24 protein-coding genes are annotated in these 21,501 nt (G+C 71.8%); 9 read left to right on the top strand and 15 right to left on the bottom strand.

What is annotated here, in order from left to right; translation table 11 throughout:
• Positions 1-306 precede the first annotated feature (306 nt).
• Positions 307-948, bottom strand: coding sequence for a DNA-3-methyladenine glycosylase (locus ACIGO8_RS22420; RefSeq protein WP_399733340.1), 642 nt, complete (start codon positions 946-948; stop codon positions 307-309).
• A gap of 106 nt (positions 949-1,054) precedes the next feature.
• Here ACIGO8_RS22420 and ACIGO8_RS22415 point away from each other — a divergent pair, with 106 nt between their 5' ends.
• From ACIGO8_RS22415 to ACIGO8_RS22405, 3 genes are all read left to right on the top strand, one after another.
• The gene (locus tag ACIGO8_RS22415) at positions 1,055-1,837 is read left to right on the top strand and encodes a sporulation protein (protein ID WP_399733338.1); all 783 of its coding nucleotides are present in this window, start codon (positions 1,055-1,057) and stop codon (positions 1,835-1,837) included.
• A gap of 62 nt (positions 1,838-1,899) precedes the next feature.
• Positions 1,900-2,433 carry a YbhB/YbcL family Raf kinase inhibitor-like protein gene (locus ACIGO8_RS22410; RefSeq protein WP_399733335.1) on the top strand — a complete coding sequence of 178 codons (534 nt, stop codon included), beginning with the start codon at positions 1,900-1,902 and terminating at the stop codon, positions 2,431-2,433.
• A 174-nt stretch (positions 2,434-2,607) separates the two neighbouring features.
• Positions 2,608-3,114: an HNH endonuclease gene (locus tag ACIGO8_RS22405; RefSeq protein WP_399733332.1), complete on the top strand. Its 507-nt coding sequence runs from the start codon at positions 2,608-2,610 to the stop codon at positions 3,112-3,114.
• A 72-nt stretch (positions 3,115-3,186) separates the two neighbouring features.
• Here the strand turns inward: ACIGO8_RS22405 and ACIGO8_RS22400 are convergent, their stop codons facing one another.
• From ACIGO8_RS22400 to ACIGO8_RS22385, 4 genes are all read right to left on the bottom strand, one after another.
• A complete protein-coding gene (locus ACIGO8_RS22400) occupies positions 3,187-3,960 on the bottom strand; it encodes a sulfite exporter TauE/SafE family protein (RefSeq protein WP_399733329.1) in 774 nt (257 codons plus the stop codon).
• A gap of 92 nt (positions 3,961-4,052) precedes the next feature.
• Positions 4,053-5,000: an SPFH domain-containing protein gene (locus tag ACIGO8_RS22395; protein ID WP_399733326.1), complete on the bottom strand. Its 948-nt coding sequence runs from the start codon at positions 4,998-5,000 to the stop codon at positions 4,053-4,055.
• 104 nt (positions 5,001-5,104) lie between these two features.
• Positions 5,105-5,533 carry an NfeD family protein gene (locus ACIGO8_RS22390; RefSeq protein ID WP_399733323.1) on the bottom strand — a complete coding sequence of 143 codons (429 nt, stop codon included), beginning with the start codon at positions 5,531-5,533 and terminating at the stop codon, positions 5,105-5,107.
• Positions 5,534-5,604: 71 nt separating this feature from the next.
• A complete protein-coding gene (locus ACIGO8_RS22385) occupies positions 5,605-6,402 on the bottom strand; it encodes an ABC transporter ATP-binding protein (RefSeq protein WP_399733320.1) in 798 nt (265 codons plus the stop codon).
• A 176-nt stretch (positions 6,403-6,578) separates the two neighbouring features.
• On the opposite strand from ACIGO8_RS22385, the gene ACIGO8_RS22380 reads away from it, so the two are divergent.
• Positions 6,579-7,370, top strand: coding sequence for a hypothetical protein (locus ACIGO8_RS22380; protein ID WP_399733316.1), 792 nt, complete (start codon positions 6,579-6,581; stop codon positions 7,368-7,370).
• Between the two features lie 213 nt (positions 7,371-7,583).
• Here the strand turns inward: ACIGO8_RS22380 and ACIGO8_RS22375 are convergent, their stop codons facing one another.
• The 3 genes from ACIGO8_RS22375 to ACIGO8_RS22365 all read right to left on the bottom strand — a co-directional run bounded on the left by ACIGO8_RS22375 (position 7,584) and on the right by ACIGO8_RS22365 (position 9,784).
• Positions 7,584-7,823 carry a chaplin gene (locus tag ACIGO8_RS22375; protein ID WP_399733312.1) on the bottom strand — a complete coding sequence of 80 codons (240 nt, stop codon included), beginning with the start codon at positions 7,821-7,823 and terminating at the stop codon, positions 7,584-7,586.
• 172 nt (positions 7,824-7,995) lie between these two features.
• Positions 7,996-8,646: a response regulator gene (locus ACIGO8_RS22370; RefSeq protein ID WP_399733309.1), complete on the bottom strand. Its 651-nt coding sequence runs from the start codon at positions 8,644-8,646 to the stop codon at positions 7,996-7,998.
• Entirely contained in the window at positions 8,639-9,784 is a 1,146-nt protein-coding gene (locus ACIGO8_RS22365; RefSeq protein WP_399733306.1) for a GAF domain-containing sensor histidine kinase, read from the bottom strand. The genes ACIGO8_RS22370 and ACIGO8_RS22365 overlap by 8 nt, the downstream gene beginning before the upstream one ends.
• Positions 9,785-9,973: 189 nt before the next feature.
• Between ACIGO8_RS22365 and ACIGO8_RS22360 the strand changes: the two genes are divergently transcribed.
• The 3 genes from ACIGO8_RS22360 to ACIGO8_RS22350 all read left to right on the top strand — a co-directional run bounded on the left by ACIGO8_RS22360 (position 9,974) and on the right by ACIGO8_RS22350 (position 12,810).
• Positions 9,974-10,669 (top strand): SDR family NAD(P)-dependent oxidoreductase, encoded by a 696-nt coding sequence (locus ACIGO8_RS22360; protein WP_399733303.1) that lies wholly within the window; start codon positions 9,974-9,976, stop codon positions 10,667-10,669.
• The gene (locus tag ACIGO8_RS22355; RefSeq protein ID WP_399733300.1) at positions 10,669-11,754 is read left to right on the top strand and encodes an S-adenosylmethionine:tRNA ribosyltransferase-isomerase; all 1,086 of its coding nucleotides are present in this window, start codon (positions 10,669-10,671) and stop codon (positions 11,752-11,754) included. The genes ACIGO8_RS22360 and ACIGO8_RS22355 overlap by 1 nt, the downstream gene beginning before the upstream one ends.
• A gap of 291 nt (positions 11,755-12,045) precedes the next feature.
• The gene (locus ACIGO8_RS22350; protein WP_399733297.1) at positions 12,046-12,810 is read left to right on the top strand and encodes a transglycosylase SLT domain-containing protein; all 765 of its coding nucleotides are present in this window, start codon (positions 12,046-12,048) and stop codon (positions 12,808-12,810) included.
• Positions 12,811-12,904: 94 nt separating this feature from the next.
• Here the strand turns inward: ACIGO8_RS22350 and ACIGO8_RS22345 are convergent, their stop codons facing one another.
• The gene (locus tag ACIGO8_RS22345; RefSeq protein WP_399733295.1) at positions 12,905-15,466 is read right to left on the bottom strand and encodes an FHA domain-containing protein; all 2,562 of its coding nucleotides are present in this window, start codon (positions 15,464-15,466) and stop codon (positions 12,905-12,907) included.
• Positions 15,467-15,689: 223 nt separating this feature from the next.
• Here ACIGO8_RS22345 and serB point away from each other — a divergent pair, with 223 nt between their 5' ends.
• Positions 15,690-16,931: a phosphoserine phosphatase SerB gene (serB, locus tag ACIGO8_RS22340; protein ID WP_399733292.1), complete on the top strand. Its 1,242-nt coding sequence runs from the start codon at positions 15,690-15,692 to the stop codon at positions 16,929-16,931.
• Positions 16,932-17,002: 71 nt separating this feature from the next.
• Here serB and ACIGO8_RS22335 read toward each other — a convergent pair whose 3' ends face one another.
• From ACIGO8_RS22335 to ACIGO8_RS22320, 4 genes are all read right to left on the bottom strand, one after another.
• Positions 17,003-17,521 carry a SixA phosphatase family protein gene (locus ACIGO8_RS22335; protein WP_399733289.1) on the bottom strand — a complete coding sequence of 173 codons (519 nt, stop codon included), beginning with the start codon at positions 17,519-17,521 and terminating at the stop codon, positions 17,003-17,005.
• Between the two features lie 35 nt (positions 17,522-17,556).
• On the bottom strand, positions 17,557-17,772 hold the full coding sequence (locus ACIGO8_RS22330; RefSeq protein ID WP_399733286.1) for a hypothetical protein: 216 nt from the start codon (positions 17,770-17,772) through the stop codon (positions 17,557-17,559).
• A 160-nt stretch (positions 17,773-17,932) separates the two neighbouring features.
• Entirely contained in the window at positions 17,933-18,049 is a 117-nt protein-coding gene (locus ACIGO8_RS22325; protein WP_399733283.1) for an SGM_5486 family transporter-associated protein, read from the bottom strand.
• A 17-nt stretch (positions 18,050-18,066) separates the two neighbouring features.
• Positions 18,067-19,425 carry a CynX/NimT family MFS transporter gene (locus ACIGO8_RS22320; protein WP_399733280.1) on the bottom strand — a complete coding sequence of 453 codons (1,359 nt, stop codon included), beginning with the start codon at positions 19,423-19,425 and terminating at the stop codon, positions 18,067-18,069.
• Positions 19,426-19,490: 65 nt separating this feature from the next.
• Here ACIGO8_RS22320 and ACIGO8_RS22315 point away from each other — a divergent pair, with 65 nt between their 5' ends.
• The gene (locus ACIGO8_RS22315; protein ID WP_399733277.1) at positions 19,491-20,180 is read left to right on the top strand and encodes a FadR/GntR family transcriptional regulator; all 690 of its coding nucleotides are present in this window, start codon (positions 19,491-19,493) and stop codon (positions 20,178-20,180) included.
• On the opposite strand, the gene ACIGO8_RS22310 is transcribed toward ACIGO8_RS22315, so the two are convergent.
• Both ACIGO8_RS22310 and fabI read right to left on the bottom strand, forming a co-directional pair.
• The gene (locus ACIGO8_RS22310; protein WP_399733274.1) at positions 20,149-20,547 is read right to left on the bottom strand and encodes a hypothetical protein; all 399 of its coding nucleotides are present in this window, start codon (positions 20,545-20,547) and stop codon (positions 20,149-20,151) included. The two genes, ACIGO8_RS22315 and ACIGO8_RS22310, sit on opposite strands and share 32 nt — an antisense overlap.
• A 173-nt stretch (positions 20,548-20,720) precedes the next feature.
• Positions 20,721-21,497 (bottom strand): enoyl-ACP reductase FabI, encoded by a 777-nt coding sequence (gene fabI / locus ACIGO8_RS22305; RefSeq protein WP_399733271.1) that lies wholly within the window; start codon positions 21,495-21,497, stop codon positions 20,721-20,723.
• Positions 21,498-21,501: the final 4 nt, after the last annotated feature.

The raw sequence follows: 21,501 nt of genomic DNA, 5'->3' as shown, positions 1-21,501 counted from the left end.
ACTCACCCTCGCGGGCTTTCCTCCGGGCGCTTCCTTCGTTTCCGACTCTATCAGATCTTTCCGATCCGATTTCCTCGGTGCTTTCCGGTCCCTTTTGCTTTCGCTCCGGGCCCTTCCGGCGTGTCCACTACTTTAGCGGATTTCCCTGGCGACTCATAATCGAGCCTTTCGAAACACATTCCGGCATGCCGAAATGAGCCCCGTTGGGAGTCGTTGTAAGGAGTGGATGGCCGCTCCCGGGAGGCTTCAGTGAGCACTGCCCGTCTCAAGCGGCTCGGGCCACATTACGCATCTCCCGGAGCCGAGTCAAGCCCGGCGCTTCCTGGGCACGTGGGCGCGGTACGGGCTCACCGTGCGGTCGCCGTCGATCCAGAAGCGCCAGGGGTGGGGGGCGCCTTCGCCGCCGACTCCGGTGCGGGGGCCGGTGAGGATCTGGTCGGGTGGGGGCGGGGTGCCGGTGAGGAGGGACAAGGGAGCGTCGGGGCCGGCGCAGACGTCGGTGCCGTTCAAGGAGCGGGCGACGTCGAGGGCGGTGGCCAGGCGGGCGGGGCCCTTGGCGAGCTCGGAGTCGTATCGGGCCGAGAGTCGTCGCTTTCTGGCTTGTTCCTCACCCGTGAGGATCTCGCCGGCGCGGAGCAGGACTCCGCTCGCCTCGCCCTCGGGGCCGCACACCAGGTTGAGGCAGTGCCACATGCCGTAGGTGAAGTAGACGTACGCGTGTCCGGGCGGGCCGAACATGGCGGCGTTGCGCGGGGTGCGGCCGCGGAAGGCGTGGGAGCCGGGGTCGATCGCGCCCGCGTACGCCTCCACCTCGGTGAGGCGGAGTTCCATGCGGCCTTCGGGCGAGTTCCGTACCAGGGTGCGGCCGAGGAGGTCGGGCGCGACCTCCAGGACAGGGCGGTCGAAGAAGTTCCGCGGCAGCGGCGTGCGGTCCGGGCTCTCGGTCATGGCGTCCGAGGGTACTGGGGGGCGTCCGGGTGAGGGTGCGGAACCGGCTACGGTCGTCACGCGTATGTAGGGGTCAGGACACCGCAGGACAGATAGGGAGTCGTCGATGGGGTTCAAGAAGCTGCTCGCGAGCCTGGGTGCGGGCGGGGCGTCGGTCGAGACCGTGCTCACCGAGGAGAACGTGGTTCCGGGCGGTGTCGTCCAGGGCGAGGTGCGGATCCAGGGTGGTTCGGTCGCCCAGCAGATCGAGGGCCTGTCCGTCGGGCTGCAGGCGCGGGTCGAGGTCGAGGGCAACGACCAGGAGTACAAGCAGGACATCGAGTTCGTGAAGGTGCGGCTCGGTGGGGCCTTCGAGGTGCAGGCCGGCGCGGTGCACGTGGTGCCGTTCGGTCTGGAGATCCCGTGGGAGACGCCGGTCACGGCGATCGCGGGGCAGCAGCTGCGCGGGATGCACATCGGTGTGACGACGGAGCTGGAGATCGCCCGTGCGGTGGACTCGGGCGACCTGGACCCGATCAACGTGCACCCGCTGCCGGCGCAGCAGGCGATCCTGGACGCGTTCATCCAGCTGGGCTTCCGCTTCAAGAACGCGGACATGGAGCGCGGGCACATCCGTGGGACGCGGCAGCGGCTGCCGTTCTACCAGGAGATCGAGTTCTTCGCGCCGCAGCAGTACCGGGGTCTGAACCAGGTCGAGGTCAGCTTCGTCGCGGACGACCGCGAGATGGACGTCGTCCTGGAGATGGACAAGAAGCCGGGTCTGTTCACCGAGGGCAGCGACTCGTACCGGTCGTTCACGGTGGGGCTGCACGACTTCCACACGACCGACTGGGCGGCGTACCTGAACCAGTGGCTCGCCGAGGTCGGCGGTCGTCGCAACTGGCTCTAGGCACCCCCTAGGCTCGGCCGTGCAAGGCTGTTGAGACGAGTCAGCGATTCGGAGGTTCAGACGTGGCCGAGGCCGAGCGGGCGCCGCTTCCCCACGACTTCCATCCGCCGGTGCCGGAGTTCACCGTGGTGAGCGACGACGTGGTGGCGGGCGGGGTCCTGAAGGACGCTCAGGTGTACGCGGAGGGGAACACGTCTCCGCATCTGCGGTGGGAGGGTTTCCCGGCGGGGACGAAGAGCTTCGCCGTGACCTGCTTCGATCCGGACGCGCCGACGGGCAGCGGGTTCTGGCACTGGGTGCTGTTCGACCTGCCGGCGTCGGTGACCGAGCTGCCGGCGGGTGCCGGTTCGGGTTCGTTCGAGGGTCTGCCGGCGGGTGCGGTGCACGCCCGTAACGACTACGGGTCGAAGGAGTTCGGCGGGGCCGCTCCGCCGAAGGGCGACGGGCCGCACCGTTACGTCTTCACGGTGTACGCGGTGGACCAGGAGAAGCTGGGTCCGGACGCGGACGCGTCGCCGGCCGCGGTCGGCTTCAACCTCCGGTTCCACACGCTCGGGCGGGCGCAGCTCGTCGCGGAGTACGAGGATCCCGCGTGAGCCTGATCGTTCAGGGCTGATCGTTCGCCTTTTGTTTGCCCGCTTCTGGTCTTGGAGAGATCAGAAGCGGGCATCTTTCTTTGCGCGGATATTGCGTTGTCCTACCCGGCGCGCCCGGCCAGAGTTGATCCAAGCCCGCCACGGGGGTGGGCCGGCACACGGGAGGTGGGCACAATGCGGGACACGCTGGTTCTGAACGCGAGCTTCGAGCCGCTTTCGACGGTCACACTCAACCGTGCGGTGGTGCTTGTCCTGCAGGACAAGGCCGTCGTGGAGCAGGAGCACCCCGGTCTTCGTGTGCGGGCGGCGGCGGTGGACATGCCGGTGCCACGGGTGATCAGGCTCTGCAGGTACGTGCGGGTGCCCTTCCGAAGACAGGCCCCGTGGTCGAGGCGGGGTGTGCTGGTGCGGGACCAGCACCGGTGCGCGTACTGCGGGCGGCGGGCCACGACGGTGGACCATGTGGTGCCGCGGGCGCAGGGTGGCGGGGACAGCTGGCTGAACACGGTGGCCTCGTGTGCGGAGGACAACCACCGTAAGGCGGACCGGACGCCGGAGCAGGCGGGGATGCCGTTGCTGCACGAGCCGTTCGTACCGACTCCGCAGGACGCGATGCTGCTCGCGTTGAAGGCGGCGGAGCGCTCGGAGCTGCCGGAGTGGCTGGCGCAGCAGGCGGCCTAGCGGGACCCGAGGGCCGATGGGTGCCGGTGTCGTGCGGTCGTGGGCCCGCCCCTGTCGGGGCGGGCCCCGTCGTCATTTCAGGGTGAGCTGGAGGATGGCGACGATGCCGACGGCGATGATGACGCCGCGCAGGACGGTGGGCGGAAGTCGTTTGCCGATCTTGGCGCCGATCTGACCGCCGATGGTGGAGCCGACGGCGATGAGGAGGACGGCGGTCCAGTCGAAGTCGGCGACGAAGAGGAAGAAGACGGCGGCGACGCCGTTGACGACGGCGCCGAGGATGTTCTTGACGGCGTTGATGCGCTGCAGGGTGTCGTGGAGCAGCAGGCCCATCAGCGAGATGTACAGGACGCCTTGGGCGGCGCCGAAGTAGCCGCCGTAGATGCTGGCGAGGAAGAGTCCGACGAGGAGGGCGGGTCCGCCGTCGGGGTGGGCCTCGGTGCCTTTGGCCTCGCGGCGGCGCTGGACGGCGGCGGCGATGCGGGGCTGGACGAGGACGAGGACCAGCGCGATGCCGATGAGGACGGGGACGATCGCGTCGAAGGCGTCGGAGGGCAGGGCGAGGAGGAGGACGGCGCCGAGGAGTCCGCCGAGGAGGGCGGCGGCGCCGAGGCGGAGGACGCGGGTGGTCTGGCCCGTGAGTTCGCTGCGGTAGCCGATGGCTCCGCTGATGGAGCCGGGCACGAGGCCGAGGGCGTTGGAGACGTTCGCGGTGATGGGCGGCAGGCCGGTGGCGAGCAGGACCGGGAACGTGATGAGCGTTCCCGATCCGACGACGGTGTTGATGGCTCCGGCGGCTGTGCCGGCCGCGAGGACCGCGAGCATTTCCCAGATGGACAACGCCATCTCCTTACGGGTTCGGTGAGTCGCCTCCCCGCCCCGTATGCGGCCGGAGTCGAGGGGCTCGCACCGATCATGCCCGAAATTACGTGTACGTGTCAGTCAACGGTGGGTTCCTCGCGGCGGCCGCCGCCGTCGCCCGTACCGCTCTTGGTGTTGAAGCCGGGGACGCCGGGCGCGACGTTGCCGAAGGCGCCGGAGAGGCCCTTGAGGGCGTCGCCGATCTCGCTGGGCACGATCCAGAGCTTGTTGGCGTCGCCTTCGGCGATCTTCGGGAGCATCTGGAGGTACTGGTAGGAGAGCAGCTTCTGGTCGGGGTCGCCGGCGTGGATGGCCTCGAAGACCGTACGGACGGCCTGGGCCTCGCCCTCGGCCTTGAGGGCCGCGGCCTTGGCCTCGCCTTCGGCGCGCAGGATCGCGGACTGCTTCTCGCCCTCGGCGGTGAGGATCTGGGACTGGCGGATGCCCTCGGCGGTGAGGATGGCGGCGCGCTTGTCACGGTCGGCGCGCATCTGCTTCTCCATCGAGTCCTGGATGGAGGTGGGCGGCTCGATCGCCTTGAGCTCGACGCGGTTGACGCGGATGCCCCACTTGCCGGTGGCCTCGTCGAGGACTCCGCGCAGCGCGGCGTTGATCTCCTCGCGGGAGGTGAGGGTGCGCTCCAGGTCCATGCCGCCGATGATGTTGCGGAGGGTGGTGACGGTGAGCTGCTCGATGGCCTGGATGTAGCTGGCGACCTCGTAGGTCGCGGCGCGGGCGTCGGTCACCTGGTAGTAGATGACGGTGTCGATGTTGACGACCAGGTTGTCCTGGGTGATGACCGGCTGCGGCGGGAAGGGCACGACCTGCTCGCGCAGGTCGATCCGGTTGCGGATGCGGTCGATGAACGGGACGACGATGTTGAGGCCGGCGTTGAGGGTGCGGGTGTAGCGGCCGAAGCGTTCGACGATGGCGGCGCTCGCCTGGGGAATGACCTGGATGGTCTTGATCAGGGCGATGAAGACAAGCACCACCAGAATGATCAGGACGATGATGACTGCTGACATCGTGTTCCCTGTGCCTCTCGCTGCCGGTTGATGACCAGATGATGATCGCGAAGATCGTGATGATCGAGTTTCCCAGACCGCGGAGCGTCATGGGCGAGGTTCGGTCACATGACGACGGCCGTCGCTCCGTCGATGTCGACGACGTCGACCTGCTCGCCCGGTTCGAAGCTCTGCCCGGCGTCGAGGGCGCGGGCGGACCAGACCTCGCCGGCCAGCTTGATGCGGCCTCCGGCGCCGTCCACCCGTTCCAGGACGACGGCTTGACGGCCTTTCAGGGCATCGATGCCGGTGGCGAGTTGGGGACGGCCGTCGCGGTGCCGGGCGGCGATGGGGCGTACGACGGCGATGAGGGCGACGGACACGGCGGCGAAGACGACGACTTGGGAGACGACGCCGAAGCCGAGGGCCGCGGTCACCGCGCCGGCGACGGCGCCCGCCGAGAGCATGCCGAACTCGGGCATCGCGGTGAGGACGAGGGGAATGCCGAGCCCCACCGCGCCGATCAGCCACCAGATCCATGCGTCGATGTCCACATGGTCATGGTAGGGGCGGTGGGGCGTTCCGGGACAGGGCGCGGTTCTGTGCGGAAACGGCGCCCGGCGGACTACTGGAGGGGCAGGCCCTGTGCGGTGTAGCGGTCGCCGACGCGCTCGACGACGAGCGGCAGGCCGAAGCAGCGGGAGAGGTTGCGGGAGGTCAGTTCCATCTCCATGGGTCCGGCGGCGAGGACCTTGCCCTGGCGGATCATCAGGACGTGGGTGAAGCCGGGCGCGATCTCCTCGACGTGGTGGGTCACCATGATCATGGAGGGGGCGATCGGGTCGCGGGCGAGCCGGCCGAGGCGGCGGACCAGGTCCTCGCGGCCGCCGAGGTCGAGACCGGCGGCGGGCTCGTCGAGGAGCAGCAGTTCGGGGTCGGTCATCATCGCGCGGGCGATGAGGGTGCGCTTGCGCTCGCCCTCGGAGAGGGTGCCGAACTTGCAGTCCAGGTAGTCGCTCATGCCGAGGCGGTCGAGGAAGGCCTTGGCGCGCTGTTCGTCGACGGGGTCGTAGTCCTCGTGCCAGGTGGCGGTCATGCCGTACGCGGCGGTGAGGACGGTCTCGAGGACGGTCTGGCGCTTGGGGAGCTTCTCGGCCATGGCGATGCCGGCCATGCCGATGCGCGGACGGAGGTCGAACACGTCGGTGCCGACGCCGCCGAGGCGCTCGCCGAGGACGGTGGCGGCGCCCTTGCTGGGGAAGAGGTAGCTGGAGGCGATGTTGAGGAGCGTGGTCTTGCCCGCGCCGTTGGGGCCGAGGATGACCCAGCGCTCGCCCTCCTTGACCGACCAGGAGACCTCGTCCACCAGAGCGCGTCCGTCGCGGACCACGGATACGTCCACCAGCTCCAGTACATCGCTCATGAGCGCGTTGTCTCCCCTTGCGGTCGAGTCGTGTCGTCGCCTTGCGCCTGTGGGCGCGGCGTCCAGGGAAAACCTACGCCACCGGCGGGCCGGGCCGGTCCTTAGGGCTTGCTTTGCGCCGTGTGGGCGGGCTTGGGACCGGTCTGGGCGAGGAGGCGCGCCCTTAGGCTGAGGGCATGCTTTCGGAACCACGCTCAGGACGGCTGGCCGCTTGGGGCAATGCCCTGCTGGCCGGTGCGGTGTCGCCGGACGACGCGGCGCTCGCGATTGTCGGAGAGGACGCGGTGCACCGCGTGGAGGGGCTGCCGGGCGAGGCGGGGCCGGTCGGCCTGACGCTGGCGCTGGGGCGGCTGCGGCGGCTCGGGGTGACCGGGTGGCGGGTGGCGCTGCCGGCGCCGGGGCATCCGCTGGGGCTGAGCGGTCCGCCGGAGTTCAACGCGCGGGCTCTTGAGGCGGAGGAGGCGGCGGTGGGTTTCGGCGCGCCGTACGGCCTGGTGCCGGAGGTCTTCGAGGCGGGGCCGGCGGGTGACGTGCACGTGGAGGTCGTGTGGCACTGCCTGTCGGTGCGGGAGGCGCCGCCGGCGGACGTGCCGTCGCTGGGCGAGGCGGAGCGGGAGCTGGCGGAGGCGTTGCGGGAGGCGACGACGGTGCTGACCCGGCTGGACGTGGCCGCCGCGGGTCCGGCGGCGGACGCGGCCCGTGACGCCTACCGCGCCCGGGCCGAGGCCGGCCGTGAGGTCCTGGCGCCGGGCTATCCGGCCCGCGCGGTCCGGGTGCTGGAGCTGGCCCAGCGGATCGGGCTCCTCGTCGACCTGGCGTACGACCACGGCCACGGCGGCGCGGTGAGCGCGGCCGAGATGGCGGCGCGGGGCGCCGCGCTGCGCCCGGTGGAGCGGGTGGCCCGCCGGGCCCAGGTCGCCGCGTACAACGCGTACGTGGAGGAGCGGGAGCGGGAGCGGGGCTTCTGAGCGGCGGCTGAGGGGCTGGGGGCGGCTGGGGCTCGCCGGGCGGCGGGGCGCCTGCTGCCGCGGTGCGGGCCGGTGCGGCGCGGGCCGGATGGGGCGCGAAGCAGGTACGCGCGCCGGGCAGGTGCGGCGGGAGACGCCGCGGGGGGCTCGTAGGCCTGGAAACAGGCCGGCCCCCGGGGGGATCGTCCCGGGGGCCGGTGGTTCGGGGAGGCGTCAGTGGTTGACGGCGCCGTTGCCGAAGGCGGGGTTGAGCAGGCCGATCACGTTGACCGTGTTGCCGGAGACGTTCACGGGGACGTGGACCGGGGCCTGCACCAGGTTGCCGGAGGCGACACCGGGCGAGTGGAGGGCCTGGCCCTGGGCGTCCGCGTTCGCGGAGGCGACACCGGCACCGGCGGCGACGATGCCACCGGCGACCATGGTGAGGGCAGCGGCCTTCTTGAGGTTGTTCACTTCAGGATCCTCCTGGTCATCGCTGCGGCCGGTCCGCCGCAGCACGCCATGGAGAACGCCGCCGGCCCCGCCCGGTTGCGCCGAACGGGGGACATCCACCCGACGGTATGACAAGTAGAACGGTCGTACCCCGGGACCGCTCGGGGACCACTCGGGAACCGTTCGGGCACCGCTACGAGGTCAGACCGTGCCGTACGGCCCAGAGCGCGGCCTGCGTCCGGTCCGCGAGGTCCAGCTTCATGAGGATGTTGGAGACGTGCGTCTTGACCGTCTTCTCGGACAGGACGAGCGCGCGGGCGATCTCGCGGTTGGAGCGGCCGTCGGCGATCAGGCCGAGGACCTCGCGCTCCCGCTCGGTGAGGGTCGAGCCGCGGCCCGTGCCGCCGCCGTGGCCGCTGTCGTCCTGGCTGAGGAGGACGCCCGCGACCTCGGGCTGGAGCAGGACGTGGCCCGCGTGGACGGAGCGGATGGCGCCGGCGAGCGCGTCCGGGTCGATGTCCTTGTAGACGTATCCGCTCGCTCCGGCGCGCAGCGCGGGCACCACCGTGCGCTGCTCGGTGAAGCTGGTGACGATCAGGACGCGGGCCGGGTTCTCCAGCTCGCGCAGCCGCCGCAGCGCCTCGATGCCGTCCGTGCCGGGCATCTTCACGTCCATGAGGACGACGTCGGGCCGCAGCTCCTCGGCGGCCGTGACACCCTCGGCGCCGTCGCCGGCCTCTCCGACGACTTCTATGTCCTCCTGCACCTCCAGGAAGGTGCGCAGTCCGCGGCGGACGACCTGGTGGTCGTCGACCAGCAGCACCCTGATCCTCTTCTCAGCCACCGGGGACCTCCATCTCGATCGTGGTGCCCCGCCCGGGGGCCGATGTCACGGTGAGCCGGCCGCCGACGCCGCCGGCCCGGTCGCGCATGGAGACGAGGCCGAGGTGCCGGCCGGCGCGGCGGACGGTGGCCGGGTCGAAGCCCTTGCCGTCGTCGGCGACGGTGAGCCGCGCGCCCTGGCCGCTGCGGGCGAGGGTGACGGTGACGTGCTGGGCGCCGGAGTGCCGCAGCGCGTTGTGCAGGGCCTCCTGGGCGACCCGGAGCACGGCCTCCTCCTGGGCGGCGGGCAGGGCGCGTATGCCGGGGCTGTCGAAGGTGACCCGGGCGGTGTGGGCGCGGTCGAGGACCTGGATCTGGGTGCGCAGGGTGTGGACGAGGCCGTCCTCGTCGAGGGCGGCGGGGCGCAGCTCGACGACGGCGGCGCGCAGCTCGTCGGCGGCCTCGGCGGCGAGCTCGGCGACCTGCTGGAGCTCGCCCTTGGCGCGGGCCGGGTCGCGGTCGACGAGGGCGGCGGCGGCCTGGGCGGTGAGCCGGAGCGAGAACAGCTTCTGGCTGACGGCGTCGTGCAGCTCGTGGGCGAGGCGGGAGCGCTCCTCGGCGATGGTGAGCTCGCGGCTGCGTTCGTAGAGCCGGGCGTTGGTCAGGGCGATGGCGGCGTGCTGGGCGAGGAGTCTGAGCAGTTCCTCGTCCTCGGCGGTGAAGCCGCAGCTTGCGGACGGCTTGGGGCAGCGCTTGTTGGCGAGGAAGAGGGCGGCGAGGATCTCGTCGCCGTCGCGGACCGGCAGGCCGAGGAAGTCGGACATGTCGGGGTGGGCGGCGGGCCAGCCCTCGAAGCGCGGGTCCTCGCGGACGTCGGCGAGGCGCTCGGGCTCGGCCTTGTGGAGCATGGCGGCCAGGATGCCGTGCTGGCGGGGCAGCGGACCGATGGCGCGCCACTGCTCGTCGGTGACGCCGTCGACGACGAACTGGGCGAAGCCGCCGTGGTCGTCGGGGACGCCGAGCGCCGCGTACTCGGCGTCGAGCAGCTCGCGCGCGGAGGCGACGATCGTCTTGAGGACGTCGCGGACCTCCATCTGGCGGTTCATCGCCAGCAGCGCGCTGCTCACGGCGGCCAGGCCGGAGCTCGGTCGATGGCTCATGTGTTCACCGTACCGGTGGGGTGTGACGGTCCGTATCCGCCCGGGGACGGCGGTGGACCGGGACCGGGGGCCTAGGTCGAAGTGCCCTGGACGGTCGGGGCCGGTGGACGAAGCGGTGGGCCGGTCGGGCGCCGGAGGCTGGAGCCGTTCCGTGGAAGGCGGAGTCGCAGGGAAGAGGGGATGGGCGTCATGGCTGTCGCGATCGTCACGGGAGCGTCGAAGGGGCTGGGGCGTGCGCTGGCCGTGGCCCTGGCCGGGCGGGGCTGGGACCTGGTGCTCGACGCCCGTACGGCGAGGACGCTGGAGGAGAGTGCCAAGGCGGCACGCGCGCGGGGTGTCCGGGTGGTGGCGCTCGCGGGTGATGTGACGGACGCGGCGCACCGGCGGGAGCTGGTGGCGGCGGCGCGGGAGCTCGGCGGGCTCGATCTGCTGGTGAACAACGCGGGGATCCTGGGCGCCGAGCCGCTGGTGCCGCTGGCCGGGCAGGCGCTGGAGGGGTTCCGGGCGGCGCTGGAGGTCAACGTGGTGGCGCCGCTGGGGCTGCTGCAGGAGGCGCTGCCGCTGCTGCGGGAGGCGCCGGCCGGGGCGGTGGTGAACCTGAGCTCGGACGCGGCCGCGGAGGCGTACCGGACGTGGGGCGCGTACGGGGCGACGAAGGCGGCGCTGGACCAGCTGTCGGCGGTCCTGGCGGTGGAGGAGCCGGGGCTGCGGGTGTGGTGGGTGGATCCGGGCGGGATGCGGACGGACATGCTGGCCGCCGCGGAGCCCGGCGAGGACCTGTCGGGGACGCCGGCTCCGGCCGAGGTCGCTCCGGTCTTCCTGCGGCTGCTCGACGAGCGGCCGGCCAGCGGCCGGTACGCGGCGCCGGCGTTCCTGGAGGCGTGATGGGTCTCGCGGTGCGGGTGCCGCAGGAGCTGTCGGCGCGGGTGCCGGCCGAACAGCGCGGGCCGGGGCGCGGCCGGGACGACGTACGGCTGATGGTGTCGCGCGGGACGGAGGTGTCGCACCGGGCGTTCCGGGAGCTGCCGGAGCTGCTGCGGGCCGGGGACGTGCTGGTGGTGAACACGTCGGCGACGCTGGCGGCCGCGGTGGACGGGCGGCTCGGCGCGGAGCCGGGCGGGCGGCCGGTGGTCGTGCACTTCTCGACGCGGGGCGACGACGGCCGGTGGGCGGTGGAGCTGCGCGTGCCGGACGGGGCCGGGGCGACGCGGCCGCGGGCGGGCGGGCCGGCGGGTGCGGTGGTGCGTCTGCCGGGCGGGGCCCGGCTGGTCCTGGAGGAGCCGTTGGGCGGCGGGTCGCAGCGGCTGTGGTGGGCGCGGCCGGACGCGGGCGTGCCGGGGCTGCTCGCGCGGTACGGGCGGCCCATCCGTTACGGGTACACGGAGCGGGACCAGCCGGTGTCCGCGTATCAGACGGTGTTCGCGCTGCCGTCGTCGGACGGCGCGGGCTCGGCGGAGATGCCGAGCGCGGGGCGGCCGTTCACGGCGCGGCTGGTGGCGGAGCTGGTGAGCCGGGGCGTGCAGTTCGCGCCGCTGGTGCTGCACACGGGCGTGTCGTCGGCGGAGGCGCACGAGCCGCCGTACCCGGAGCGTTTCGCGGTGCCGGCGGCGACGGCCTGGCTGGTGAACGCGGCGCGGGCGGGCGGGGGCCGGGTGATCGCGGTGGGGACCACGGCCGTGCGGGCGCTGGAGTCGGCGGTGCCGGCCGGCGCGGGAGGCCTGGTGCGGGCGGCCGGCGGGTGGACGGATCTGGTCGTCACGCCGGAGCGGGGTGTGCGGGTGGTGGACGGGCTGCTGACCGGGCTGCACGAGCCCGAGGCCTCGCATCTGCTGATGCTGGAGGCGGTGGCCGGGAGGCCCGCGCTGGGGCGGGCGTACGCCGAGGCGGTGCGTGAGCGCTACCTCTGGCACGAGTTCGGGGACGTCCACCTCCTCCTCCCGGAGGAGGGGCCTCACGGTCCGCATTGCTGATGCAACGCATGGTGAGTCTGTTACGCGGCCGATGTGAGCCCGCGCATAGGACCCACATCACTTACGAACGCCGCTAGTGGTCACGTAAAGGACAGATGAGTGCTGCCGGAACTGGTCGCGGGCCGGTCCGGCGGCGTCCGTTCGCGGGCCCTGATCCACTACCCGGGATCGTACGTCACACCTTTGCCACAGGATTTTGCTGCCGCTAAGAATTGCGTCCGTCGCCGCCGAGCAAGGCGCAGCGCCGCCCCGGCCTGAGCGACCCCCAGCGATTCGAAGAGGTAGTCCTGCATGTCTGCGAACACCCCTGGCCACAGTCGTGGTCTGAAGAAGACCCACAAGGCCGCGATCGCCGGCGTCGCCGCGCTGAGTGCCGCGGCGCTCGGTTTCACCCTCGTCCCGAACCACGGCTCGACCGAGGTCGAGCCCCAGGCCCTGGCCCACACCCAGCAGGTGGCGTGGTCCTACAACGCCAACAGCCCGGAGGCCAAGGCGCTGGCCGCCAGCCTGGACCAGCAGACCTCCACCTTCACCCTCAAGGCGAAGCAGGAGGCCGACGCCAAGGCCAAGGCCGCCGCGAAGGCCGCCGCCGAGGCGAAGAAGAAGGCCGAGGCCGCGAAGGCCAAGGCCGCCGCCGCCAAGGCCCAGGCCGCCGCGAAGGCGAAGGCCGACGCCAAGAAGCGCGCCGAGGCGAAGGCGGCCGCGAGCCGCGCCGCCGCCCGCAAGCCCGTCTTCGCGAACAACCTCGACGGCTGGATCCGTGAGGCGCTGTTCATCATGGACAAGCACAACATTCCGGGCACCTACAACGGCATCCACCGGAACATCATGCGCGAGTCCAGCGGCAACCCGTTCGCGATCAACAACTGGGACATCAACGCCATCAACGGCGTCCCGTCCAAGGGTCTGCTGCAGGTCATCTACCCGACCTTCAAGGCCTACCACATCCCCGGCACCAAGTTCGACCAGTACGACCCGGTCGCCAACATCGTCGCCGCCTGCAACTACGCGGCCGACCGTTACGGCTCGATCGACAACGTCAACAGCGCGTACTGAGCCCGTCCGGCCGGCCGGGGCGGACCGCGGACATGCCGAAGGGCGGCACCCCTGCACGGGGTGCCGCCCTCGGGCGTACGGTGCGGGGCCCGCGCTACTTGCGCATGACCTCCGGCTCGTGGCGGCGCAGCAGCCGCGCCACCAGGACGCAGCAGACCGTCGCCATCAGCAGCTGGATGCCGAGGTCGAGGCTCCACTGGCCGACGGTGTGCTCCCACAGCGCGTCGGTGTTGTCCGGGTTCTTGTGGTCCCACGGCGGCATCAGGTGGGCCAGGTCGAGCGTCGTGCCGGCGCCGGCGATGCCCCAGCGCGACGGCATCAGCCAGGCGAACTGCTCCAGGCCGGGCGAGCCGTAGACCTGGAACAGGATGCCGGTGAAGACGACCTGGACGATCGCGAACATGACCAGCAGCGGCATGGTCTTCTCGGCGGTCTTCACCAGGGCGGAGATGACCAGGCCGACCATCATCGAGGTCAGGCCGAGCGCGATGACCTGGACGCACAGCTCGGCGGCCGGCGGCATGAACAGGCCCTCCTCCGGCAGCTCACGGGTGGAGAAGCCGATGCCGCAGATGATCACGCCCTGGAAGGCGGTGATCAGGCCGAGGACGATGACCTTGGACATCAGGTACGCGGAACGGGACAGGCCGGTGGCGCGCTCCCGCTCGTAGATGACCCGTTCCTTGATCAGCTCTCGTACGGAGTTGGCCGCGCCCGAGAAGCACATGCCGACCGCGAGGATCAGCATGATCGTGCCGGCGTCGCCGTTGAAGCGGGACGGCGGCTTGGGCCGGCCCAGGCCGAAGTCGGCCGGGATGACCACCGAGACCGCGCCGAGGACGGCCGGCAGGATCACCATCAGGGCCATGAAGCCCTTGTCGGAGGCGATCACCGACACGTAGCGGCGGATCAGGGTCCACAGCTGGGAGCCCCAGCCCTGCGGCTTGGGCGGACGGGCCAGGGCCTGCTGGGCCTGGTGCGGCAGCTGGACCGGCTGGGCGGCGACGGCGTCGATCTCGGCCGCGTACATCTGGTAGTGCTGCGAGCCCTTCCAGCGGCCCGCCCAGTCGTAGTCGCGGTAGTTCTCGAACGCGGAGAACACATCGGCCCAGGTGGAGTAGCCGAAGAAGTTCAGCGCCTCGTCCGGCGGGCCGAAGTACGCCACCGAGCCGCCGGGCGCCATCACGAGCAGCTTGTCGCACAGGCCCAGCTCGGCCACGGAGTGGGTGACGACGAGGACCGTGCGGCCGTCGTCGGCGAGGCCGCGCAGCAGCTGCATGACGTCGCGGTCCATGCCCGGGTCGAGGCCGGAGGTGGGCTCGTCCAGGAAGATCAGCGACGGCTTGGTCAGCAGCTCCAGGGCGACGGAGACGCGCTTGCGCTGGCCACCGGAGAGGGAGGTGACCTTCTTCTCCTTGTGGATGTCGAGCTTGAGCTCGCGCAGCACCTCGCCGATCCGGGCCTCGCGCTCGGCCTCGGCGGTGTCGCCGGGGAAGCGGAGCTTGGCCGCGTAGCGCAGCGCCTTCTGGACGGTCAGCTCCTTGTGCAGGATGTCGTCCTGCGGGACCAGACCGATGCGCTGGCGCAGCTCGGCGAACTGCTTGTAGAGGCTCCGGTTGTCGTAGAGGACGTCTCCCTGGTCGGCGGGCCGGTAGCCGGTGAGCGCCTTGAGGAGGGTCGACTTGCCGGAGCCGGAGGGGCCGATGACGCCGATCAGCGACTTCTCGGGAACGCCGAAGGTGACGTCCTTGAGGATCTGCTTGCCGCCGTCGACGGTGACCGTGAGGTGGCGGGCCGAGAAGGAGACCTCGCCGGTGTCGACGAACTCCTCGAGCTGGTTGCCGACGATCCGGAACGTCGAGTGGCCGACGCCGACGATGTCGTTGGGGCCGATGAGGGCGGTGCCGCCCTTGGGCATCGGCTGACCGTTGACGTACGTGCCGTTGTGCGAGCCGAGGTCGCGGATCTCGAAGCGGCCGTCGGGCGTCGCGTGGAACTCGGCGTGCAGGCGCGAGACCTGGAGGTCGGAGACGACCAGCTCGTTCTCGAGCGCACGGCCGATGCGCATGACGCGGCCGAGGTTGAGCTGGTGGAACGTCGTGGGGCTGCGGTCGCCGTAGACCGGCTGCGCGCCCTGCGGGCCGGCCTGCTGGTGCGGGAACTGCGGCGGGGCCTGGTGCGGCGCCTGGTGCTGGTGCGGCGCCTGCTGCTGCCAGCCCTGCTGCGGCGGAGCCTGGTGCTGCGGCGGGGCCTGGTGCGTCATCTCCTCATGCACGCCGTGGTGGGCGGGCTGATGCACGGCCTGCGGCACCGGCTGCTGCTGCGGGACGGCCTGCTGCGCGGCCGGCGCGCCGGCGGCGGCGAGACCGAGCCGCGGGCCGTCGGTGGCGTTGCCGAGGTGGACGGCCGAGCCCGGGCCGATCTCCACCTGATGGACCCGCTGGCCCTGTACGAACGTGCCGTTGGTGGAGCCGTGGTCCTCGATGACCCAACTCCGGCCGCTCCAGCTGATGGTGGCGTGCCGCCACGAGACCCTGGCGTCGTCGATCACCAGGTCGCCCTGAGGATCCCGGCCCAGGGTGTACGACCTGGACGGATCGAGGGTCCAGGTCCTTCCATTCAAATCCAGTACGAGTTCTGGCACTCCATGCCCCACTGTTGTGTCCCCCGATGCGGCTCCCGCCTTCGGGAGCCCAGGGATGATGACCATCCGGGGGAACTATTTCAGGCCTCGGCCCGTATCCGAAAGTCGGGCCGCGTGAAGAGCTTGCGTACGCCCGCGCGCGGCACCTCGCATGGCGGCCCGAGGGCCGTGCGGGTGTCCGTCAGGCGGGACGGGGCGCCGGGTGGCACCCGGTGCCCGATACGGTGGAAGCACCATGAGCGCATCGCAGACATCGGACGTTCCCACCGCGGACGTGCCCACTCTCCTGGTCAAGATCTTCGGCAAGGACCGCCCCGGGATCACCGCCGGACTCTTCGACACCCTCGCCGCCTATTCCGTCGACGTCGTGGACATCGAGCAGGTCGTGTCCCGCGGCCGTCTCGTGCTGTGCGCGCTCGTCACCGAGCCGACCGTCGCCACGCAGGGTGAGCTGCGGGCGACCGTGCACAGCTGGGCCGAGTCCATGAAGCTGCAGGCCGAGATCATCTCGGGCACGGGCGACAACCGTCCGCGCGGCGAGGGACGCTCGCACGTCACCGTGCTCGGACACCCGCTGACCGCCGAGCAGACGGCAGCCATAGCGGCGCGGATCGCGGAGACCGGCGGCAACATCGACCGCATCTTCCGGCTCGCCAAGTATCCGGTGACGGCCGTCGAGTTCGCCGTCTCGGGCTGCGCGACGGAGCCGCTGCGCACCGCGCTCGCCACAGAGGCGCACTCGGTGGGCGTCGACGTGGCCGTGGTCTCCGCCGGGCTGCACCGGCGGGCCCAGCGGCTGGTGGTCATGGACGTCGACTCGACGCTCATCCAGGACGAGGTCATCGAGCTGTTCGCGGCGCACGCCGGCTGCGAGGACAAGGTGGCGGAGGTGACGGCCGCGGCGATGCGCGGCGAGCTGGACTTCGAGCAGTCGCTGCACGCCCGGGTGGAGCTGCTCGCCGGCCTGGACGCGTCCGTGGTGGACAAGGTGCGCACCGAGGTGCGGCTGACGCCGGGCGCCCGCACCCTGATCCGTACCCTCAAGCGGCTCGGCTACCAGGTGGGCGTGGTCTCGGGCGGCTTCACGCAGGTCACCGACGACCTCAAGGAGAAGCTGGGTCTCGACTTCGCCCAGGCGAACACCCTGGAGATCGTCGACGGCCGGCTCACGGGCCGGGTGACCGGGGAGATCGTGGACCGGGCGGGCAAGGCGCGGCTGCTGCGCCGCTTCGCCGCGGAGGCGGGTGTGCCGCTGGCGCAGACGGTCGCGATCGGTGACGGCGCCAACGACCTGGACATGCTGAACGCGGCCGGTCTCGGCGTGGCGTTCAACGCCAAGCCGGTGGTGCGGCGGGCCGCGGACACCGCGGTCAACGTGCCCTTCCTGGACACCGTCCTCTACCTGCTCGGCATCACGCGCGAGGAGGTCGAGGCGGCGGAGGCGGCCGACGGCGCCGCGGGCGACCTGCCGCACTGATCCCGTACGCGAGCGGGCCCGGCTGTCGAGCGACGGCCGGGCCCTTTCGCGTACGGGTGGGGCGCGGTCGGTCAGGCGTGCGGGGCCCAGAAGTCGACCAGGGTGCCGACGCCGGGCTCGACGGCCTTCCAGGAGCCCTCGAAGGTCACGACGGCGAAGGCGGAGGTCGGGAAGCCGGTGCGGTTCATCCGGGCCTGCGCGTCGCCCTCGGCCTCGCCCGTGAGGATGTCGGCGAGGCCCTGCATCCCGGGGTTGTGGCCGATGAGCAGCAGGTTGGCGACGGTGTCCGGGGTCTCGTTGACCAGGGCGATGAGCTCGCCGGGCGAGGCCTCGTACATCCGCTCCTCGTACACCGTCTTGGGGCGCTCGGGCAGCTCCTGGACGGCGAGCTTCCAGGTCTCCCGCGTCCGCAGCGCGGTCGAGCAGAGGGCCAGGTCGAAGTCGATGCCGGTGTCGGCGAGCTTGCGGCCCGCGACGGGGGCGTCCGTGCGACCGCGATCGGCGAGCGGGCGCTCGTGGTCGGAGGTCTGCGGCCAGTCCGCCTTGGCGTGTCGGAGCAGCACGATCCTTCGGGGTGTGTCGACGCTCATGCTCCCCAGCTTCGCATGAATCGTCCGGGGCCGACTCAGAGAGACAGCGTTTGCTGGATCTGCTCCAGGAGGTGCCCGAGACCGGCGCCACCGCTCAGCGCGTGCGTCTCTCCGGGTCCCGCTATGAGGAGGAAGAGGGCGGCGAACGCGGCCACCGGCAGGACCAGCGCCCACCAGGGCAGCCGGGTGTCGACGCCGGACGTCGGGGCCGTCCGGACCGTCGGGTGACCGGTGGGGGTTCGCGCCGTCATGGCCGCCTCCGTGGGGTGGGATCTCCTCGATGACTTCGTTGTCTCCAACGTACGGAGCGCGCGGGCTCCGGCCCATCAGGTGATCCACCCACTTCACCCTGACACCTGCCCCCTAGGGGACGGTGGGGACAACCCCACCTCCCGCGAGGGCGGGCGGCGGTCAGGGAGAGGCGAAGGAGGCGATGACGGCGATGACGGCCGTGATGGCGATCATCGTGCCGAACACGACGAGGAGCTTCTTCTGGCCGTTCGGAGGATTCGGTTCGAGTACGGGCATGGCCTCAGTGTCGCATCTCAGCATTCGTCCTCGACGGTCCGGTCCCGGCCGGCGAGGCTGCCCACGATCATCTGCGGGATCATCAGGCCGCCCATGAGCGCGATGGGCAGGCCCCAGCCGCCGCTGTGCTGGTAGAGGACGCCGACGAGGAGCGGGCCGGGGATGGAGATGAGGTAGCCGACGCTCTGGGCGAAGGCGGAGAGCCTCACGACGCCGGCGCCGCTGCGCGAGCGCATCCCGATCATGGTGAGGGCGAGCGGGAAGGCGCAGTTGGAGACGCCGAGCAGCAGCGCCCACAGCCAGGCGCCGCCGGCCGGGGCGAAGTAGAGGCCGGTGTAGCCGCCGAGGCCGCACAGACCGAGGGCGACGACGATGGGGCCCTGGTTCTTCATGCGGGTGGCGAGGCCCGGTATGACGAAGGCGAGCGGTACGCCCATGACCATGGTGACGGCGAGGAGCACGCCCGCGGTGGAGGCGGGGACGCCGGCGTCGCGGAAGATCTGCGGCATCCAGCCCATGGTGATGTAGGCGCCGGTGGCCTGGAGGCCGAAGAAGCAGCCGAGGGCCCAGGCGGTGCGGCTACGGGTGACCCGCGGCGCGGGCGCGGCCTCGGCCGCGGTTCCGGCGGCGCTTCCGCCGGAGGCCTCGGTCCCGGCCGCGCTCCCACCGCCGCTTCCGCCGGACGCCGCTCCCCCGCCCCCGGCGGCCGACGCCGCCGGGCCGGTGGCGCGGTGGCGCAGCAGCGGGAGCCAGGGCAGGACGGCGAGGGCGGCGAGGCCCGCCCAGACGCCGAGGCCGAGCCGCCAATCGCCGCCGAGGGCCTCGGTCATGGGCACGGTCGCCGCGGCGGCGACGGAGGTGCCCATGGCGAGGGCCATGGAGTAGAGGCCGGTCATGCTGCCGATGCGGTCCGGGAAGTACGTCTTGACGAGGACCGGCATGAGGACGTTGCTGAGCGCGATGCCCATGAGCGCGAGGGCGCTGGCCGCGAGGAAGGCGGCGGTGCCGCCGGCGAAGGGGCGCAGGACCAGGCCCGCGAAGATGGCGGCCATGCCGGCGCAGACCACGGTCGCGGGGCCGAAACGGCGGGCGAGGCGCGGGGCGGTGATGCCGAAGACGGCGAAGCAGAGCGGTGGCACGGAGGTGAGGACGCCGGCGACGGTGCCGCTCATGTGCAGGCCCGCGCTGACCTCCTCGAGGAGGGCGCCGAGGCTGGTGATGGCCGGGCGCAGGTTGAGCGCGGCCAGGACGAGGCCGACGGCGACGAGCCCGGCGACCCAGCGGGCGGTGCCCGCGGGTGCGGGAGAATCGGCGGTGCCCCGGGTGGGGCGGGCCGTCGTGGCGGCGGGGTCGAGGGTCTGCGGCTCGTCAGGCATGAGGCCATCATAGAATCATGGGATGATTGGTTGTCCAATCTCGAACGATACGGAAGGTGCACCCCATGGCGCTCGGCCATCCGCGGCGTAGCGGGCTCTCCGACCAGGTGATCACGCAGCTGCGGAACCAGATCACCTCGGGCGAGTGGCCGGTGGGGACACGGATCCCGACCGAGCCGGAGCTCGTCGAGCAGCTCGGCGTCGCCCGTAACACCGTCCGCGAGGCGGTCCGGGCGCTCGCCCACAACGGACTGCTCGACATCCGGCAGGGCTCGGGCACCTATGTCGTGGCGACGAGCGAGCTCGCCGGCGTCATGCACCGCAGGTTCGCCGGGTCCGATCCGCGGCACGTGGCGGAGCTGCGCTCCACGCTGGAGTCCTCGGCTGCCCGGCTCGCGGCGCAGCGGCGCACCGACCGGGACCTGGGGCAGCTGGACGCCCTGCTCCTGCGGCGCGAGGAGGCGTGGGAGTCGGGCGACGCGGAGGAGTTCGTGACGGTGGACGCGGCCTTCCACCACGCGGTGGTGGTGGCCTCGCACAACGACGTGCTCATCGAGCTCTACGCCGACCTCGGGCATGTGCTGCGGGACTGGCTGCGCGAGGACGTGGGCCGGGAGCTGCGGCCGGAGAACCACATGGACCACGCGCGGCTGGTGGAGGCGGTCCGCGAGGGCGACGCCGAGCGGGCCGCGGCCGAGGCGGCGAGCTATCCGTTCCTGTGCCTCAGGAGCCCGGCGCCGCCGGTTCGTGGGTGATCCAGGCCGCGCGGACCTCCTTCCAGCAGCGGCCGGTCACCTGGCCGTAGTCGGCGGGGCCGACGTCGACGGGCGCGCTGTCGGTGTCCACGTCCCACCAGCGGGCGCACTCCACGTGCAGGCGGACGCGGTCGGTGCGGGGATACGGGTTCTGGCAGTGGGCGGTGACGACGGAGCCCTGGACCAGGGTGCGGCAGGAGGCGCCGAAGTCCTCCGGGCCCTGGCCGGCCTCGGCGGCGGGCCCGGCGACGGCGGGGCCGTCGTCCGCGGGAGGCGGTGCGGCGCGCACTTCGGCCGCGACGGCGATCCCGGTGAAGAGAGTGGCGGCCGTGGCGAGTGCGGCGGCCCCACGATGCAGCGCGCGCATGCCCGTACCTCCTCCCCGTCAGTAGCCGGAACATCACGCTCTGACCCAGTCTGGGGTGATTCGCCGGAGTTTTCGACTCGGGCACGGGTTGCGAAAACGGCGAGGGCCGGGTGCCCGCCACGACGGCGGGCACCCGGCCCTCACATGTACTGCCGGTACGGCTCTCGCGGGCGTCAGGCGCCGATCGCGTGCAGACCGCCGTCCACGTGGACGATCTCGCCGGTCGTCTTCGGGAACCAGTCGGAGAGCAGCGCCACGATGGCGCGGCCGGCCGGCTCCGGGTCGGACAGGTCCCACGTCAGCGGGGAGCGGCTGTCCCAGACCTTCGCCAGGTCCTCGAAGCCCGGGATCGACTTGGCGGCCATCGAACCGAGCGGACCGGCCGAGACCAGGTTGCAGCGGATGTCCCGCTCGCCCAGGTCACGGGCCATGTAACGGCTGGTGGCCTCCAGGGCGGCCTTGGCCGGGCCCATCCAGTCGTACTGCGGCCAGGCGAACTTCGCGTCGAAGGTGAGGCCGACGACGGAGCCGCCCTCGCTCATCAGCGGCAGCAGTGCCATCGTCAGGGACTTCAGCGAGAAGGCCGAGACGTGCATGGCGGTGGCGACGGACTCGAACGGCGTGTTGAGGAAGTTGCCGCCGAGGGCGTCCTGCGGGGCGAAGCCGATGGAGTGGACGATGCCGTCCAGGCGGTCGCCCAGGTGCTCGCGGACCTGGCCCTCCAGGCGCGCGAGGTGCTCGTCGTTGGAGACGTCGAGCTCCAGGACCTTGACCTTCTCGGGCTGAGGCAGCTTCTTGGCGATGCGCTCGGTCAGCGTCGGCCGGGGCCAGGCGGTGAGGATGATCTCCGCGCCCTGCTCCTGGGCCAGCTTCGCGGCGTGGAAGGCGATGGAGGACTCCATCAGCACACCGGTGATCAGGATGCGCTTGCCCTCGAGAATTCCGCTCATGTGA

The sequence above is a fragment of the Streptomyces sp. NPDC053493 genome (genome assembly GCF_044544825.1).
Taxonomy (GTDB): domain Bacteria; phylum Actinomycetota; class Actinomycetes; order Streptomycetales; family Streptomycetaceae; genus Streptomyces.
The sequence above is the reverse complement of the archived record's forward strand: the minus strand, read 5'-3'. Positions and strand labels throughout refer to the sequence as shown.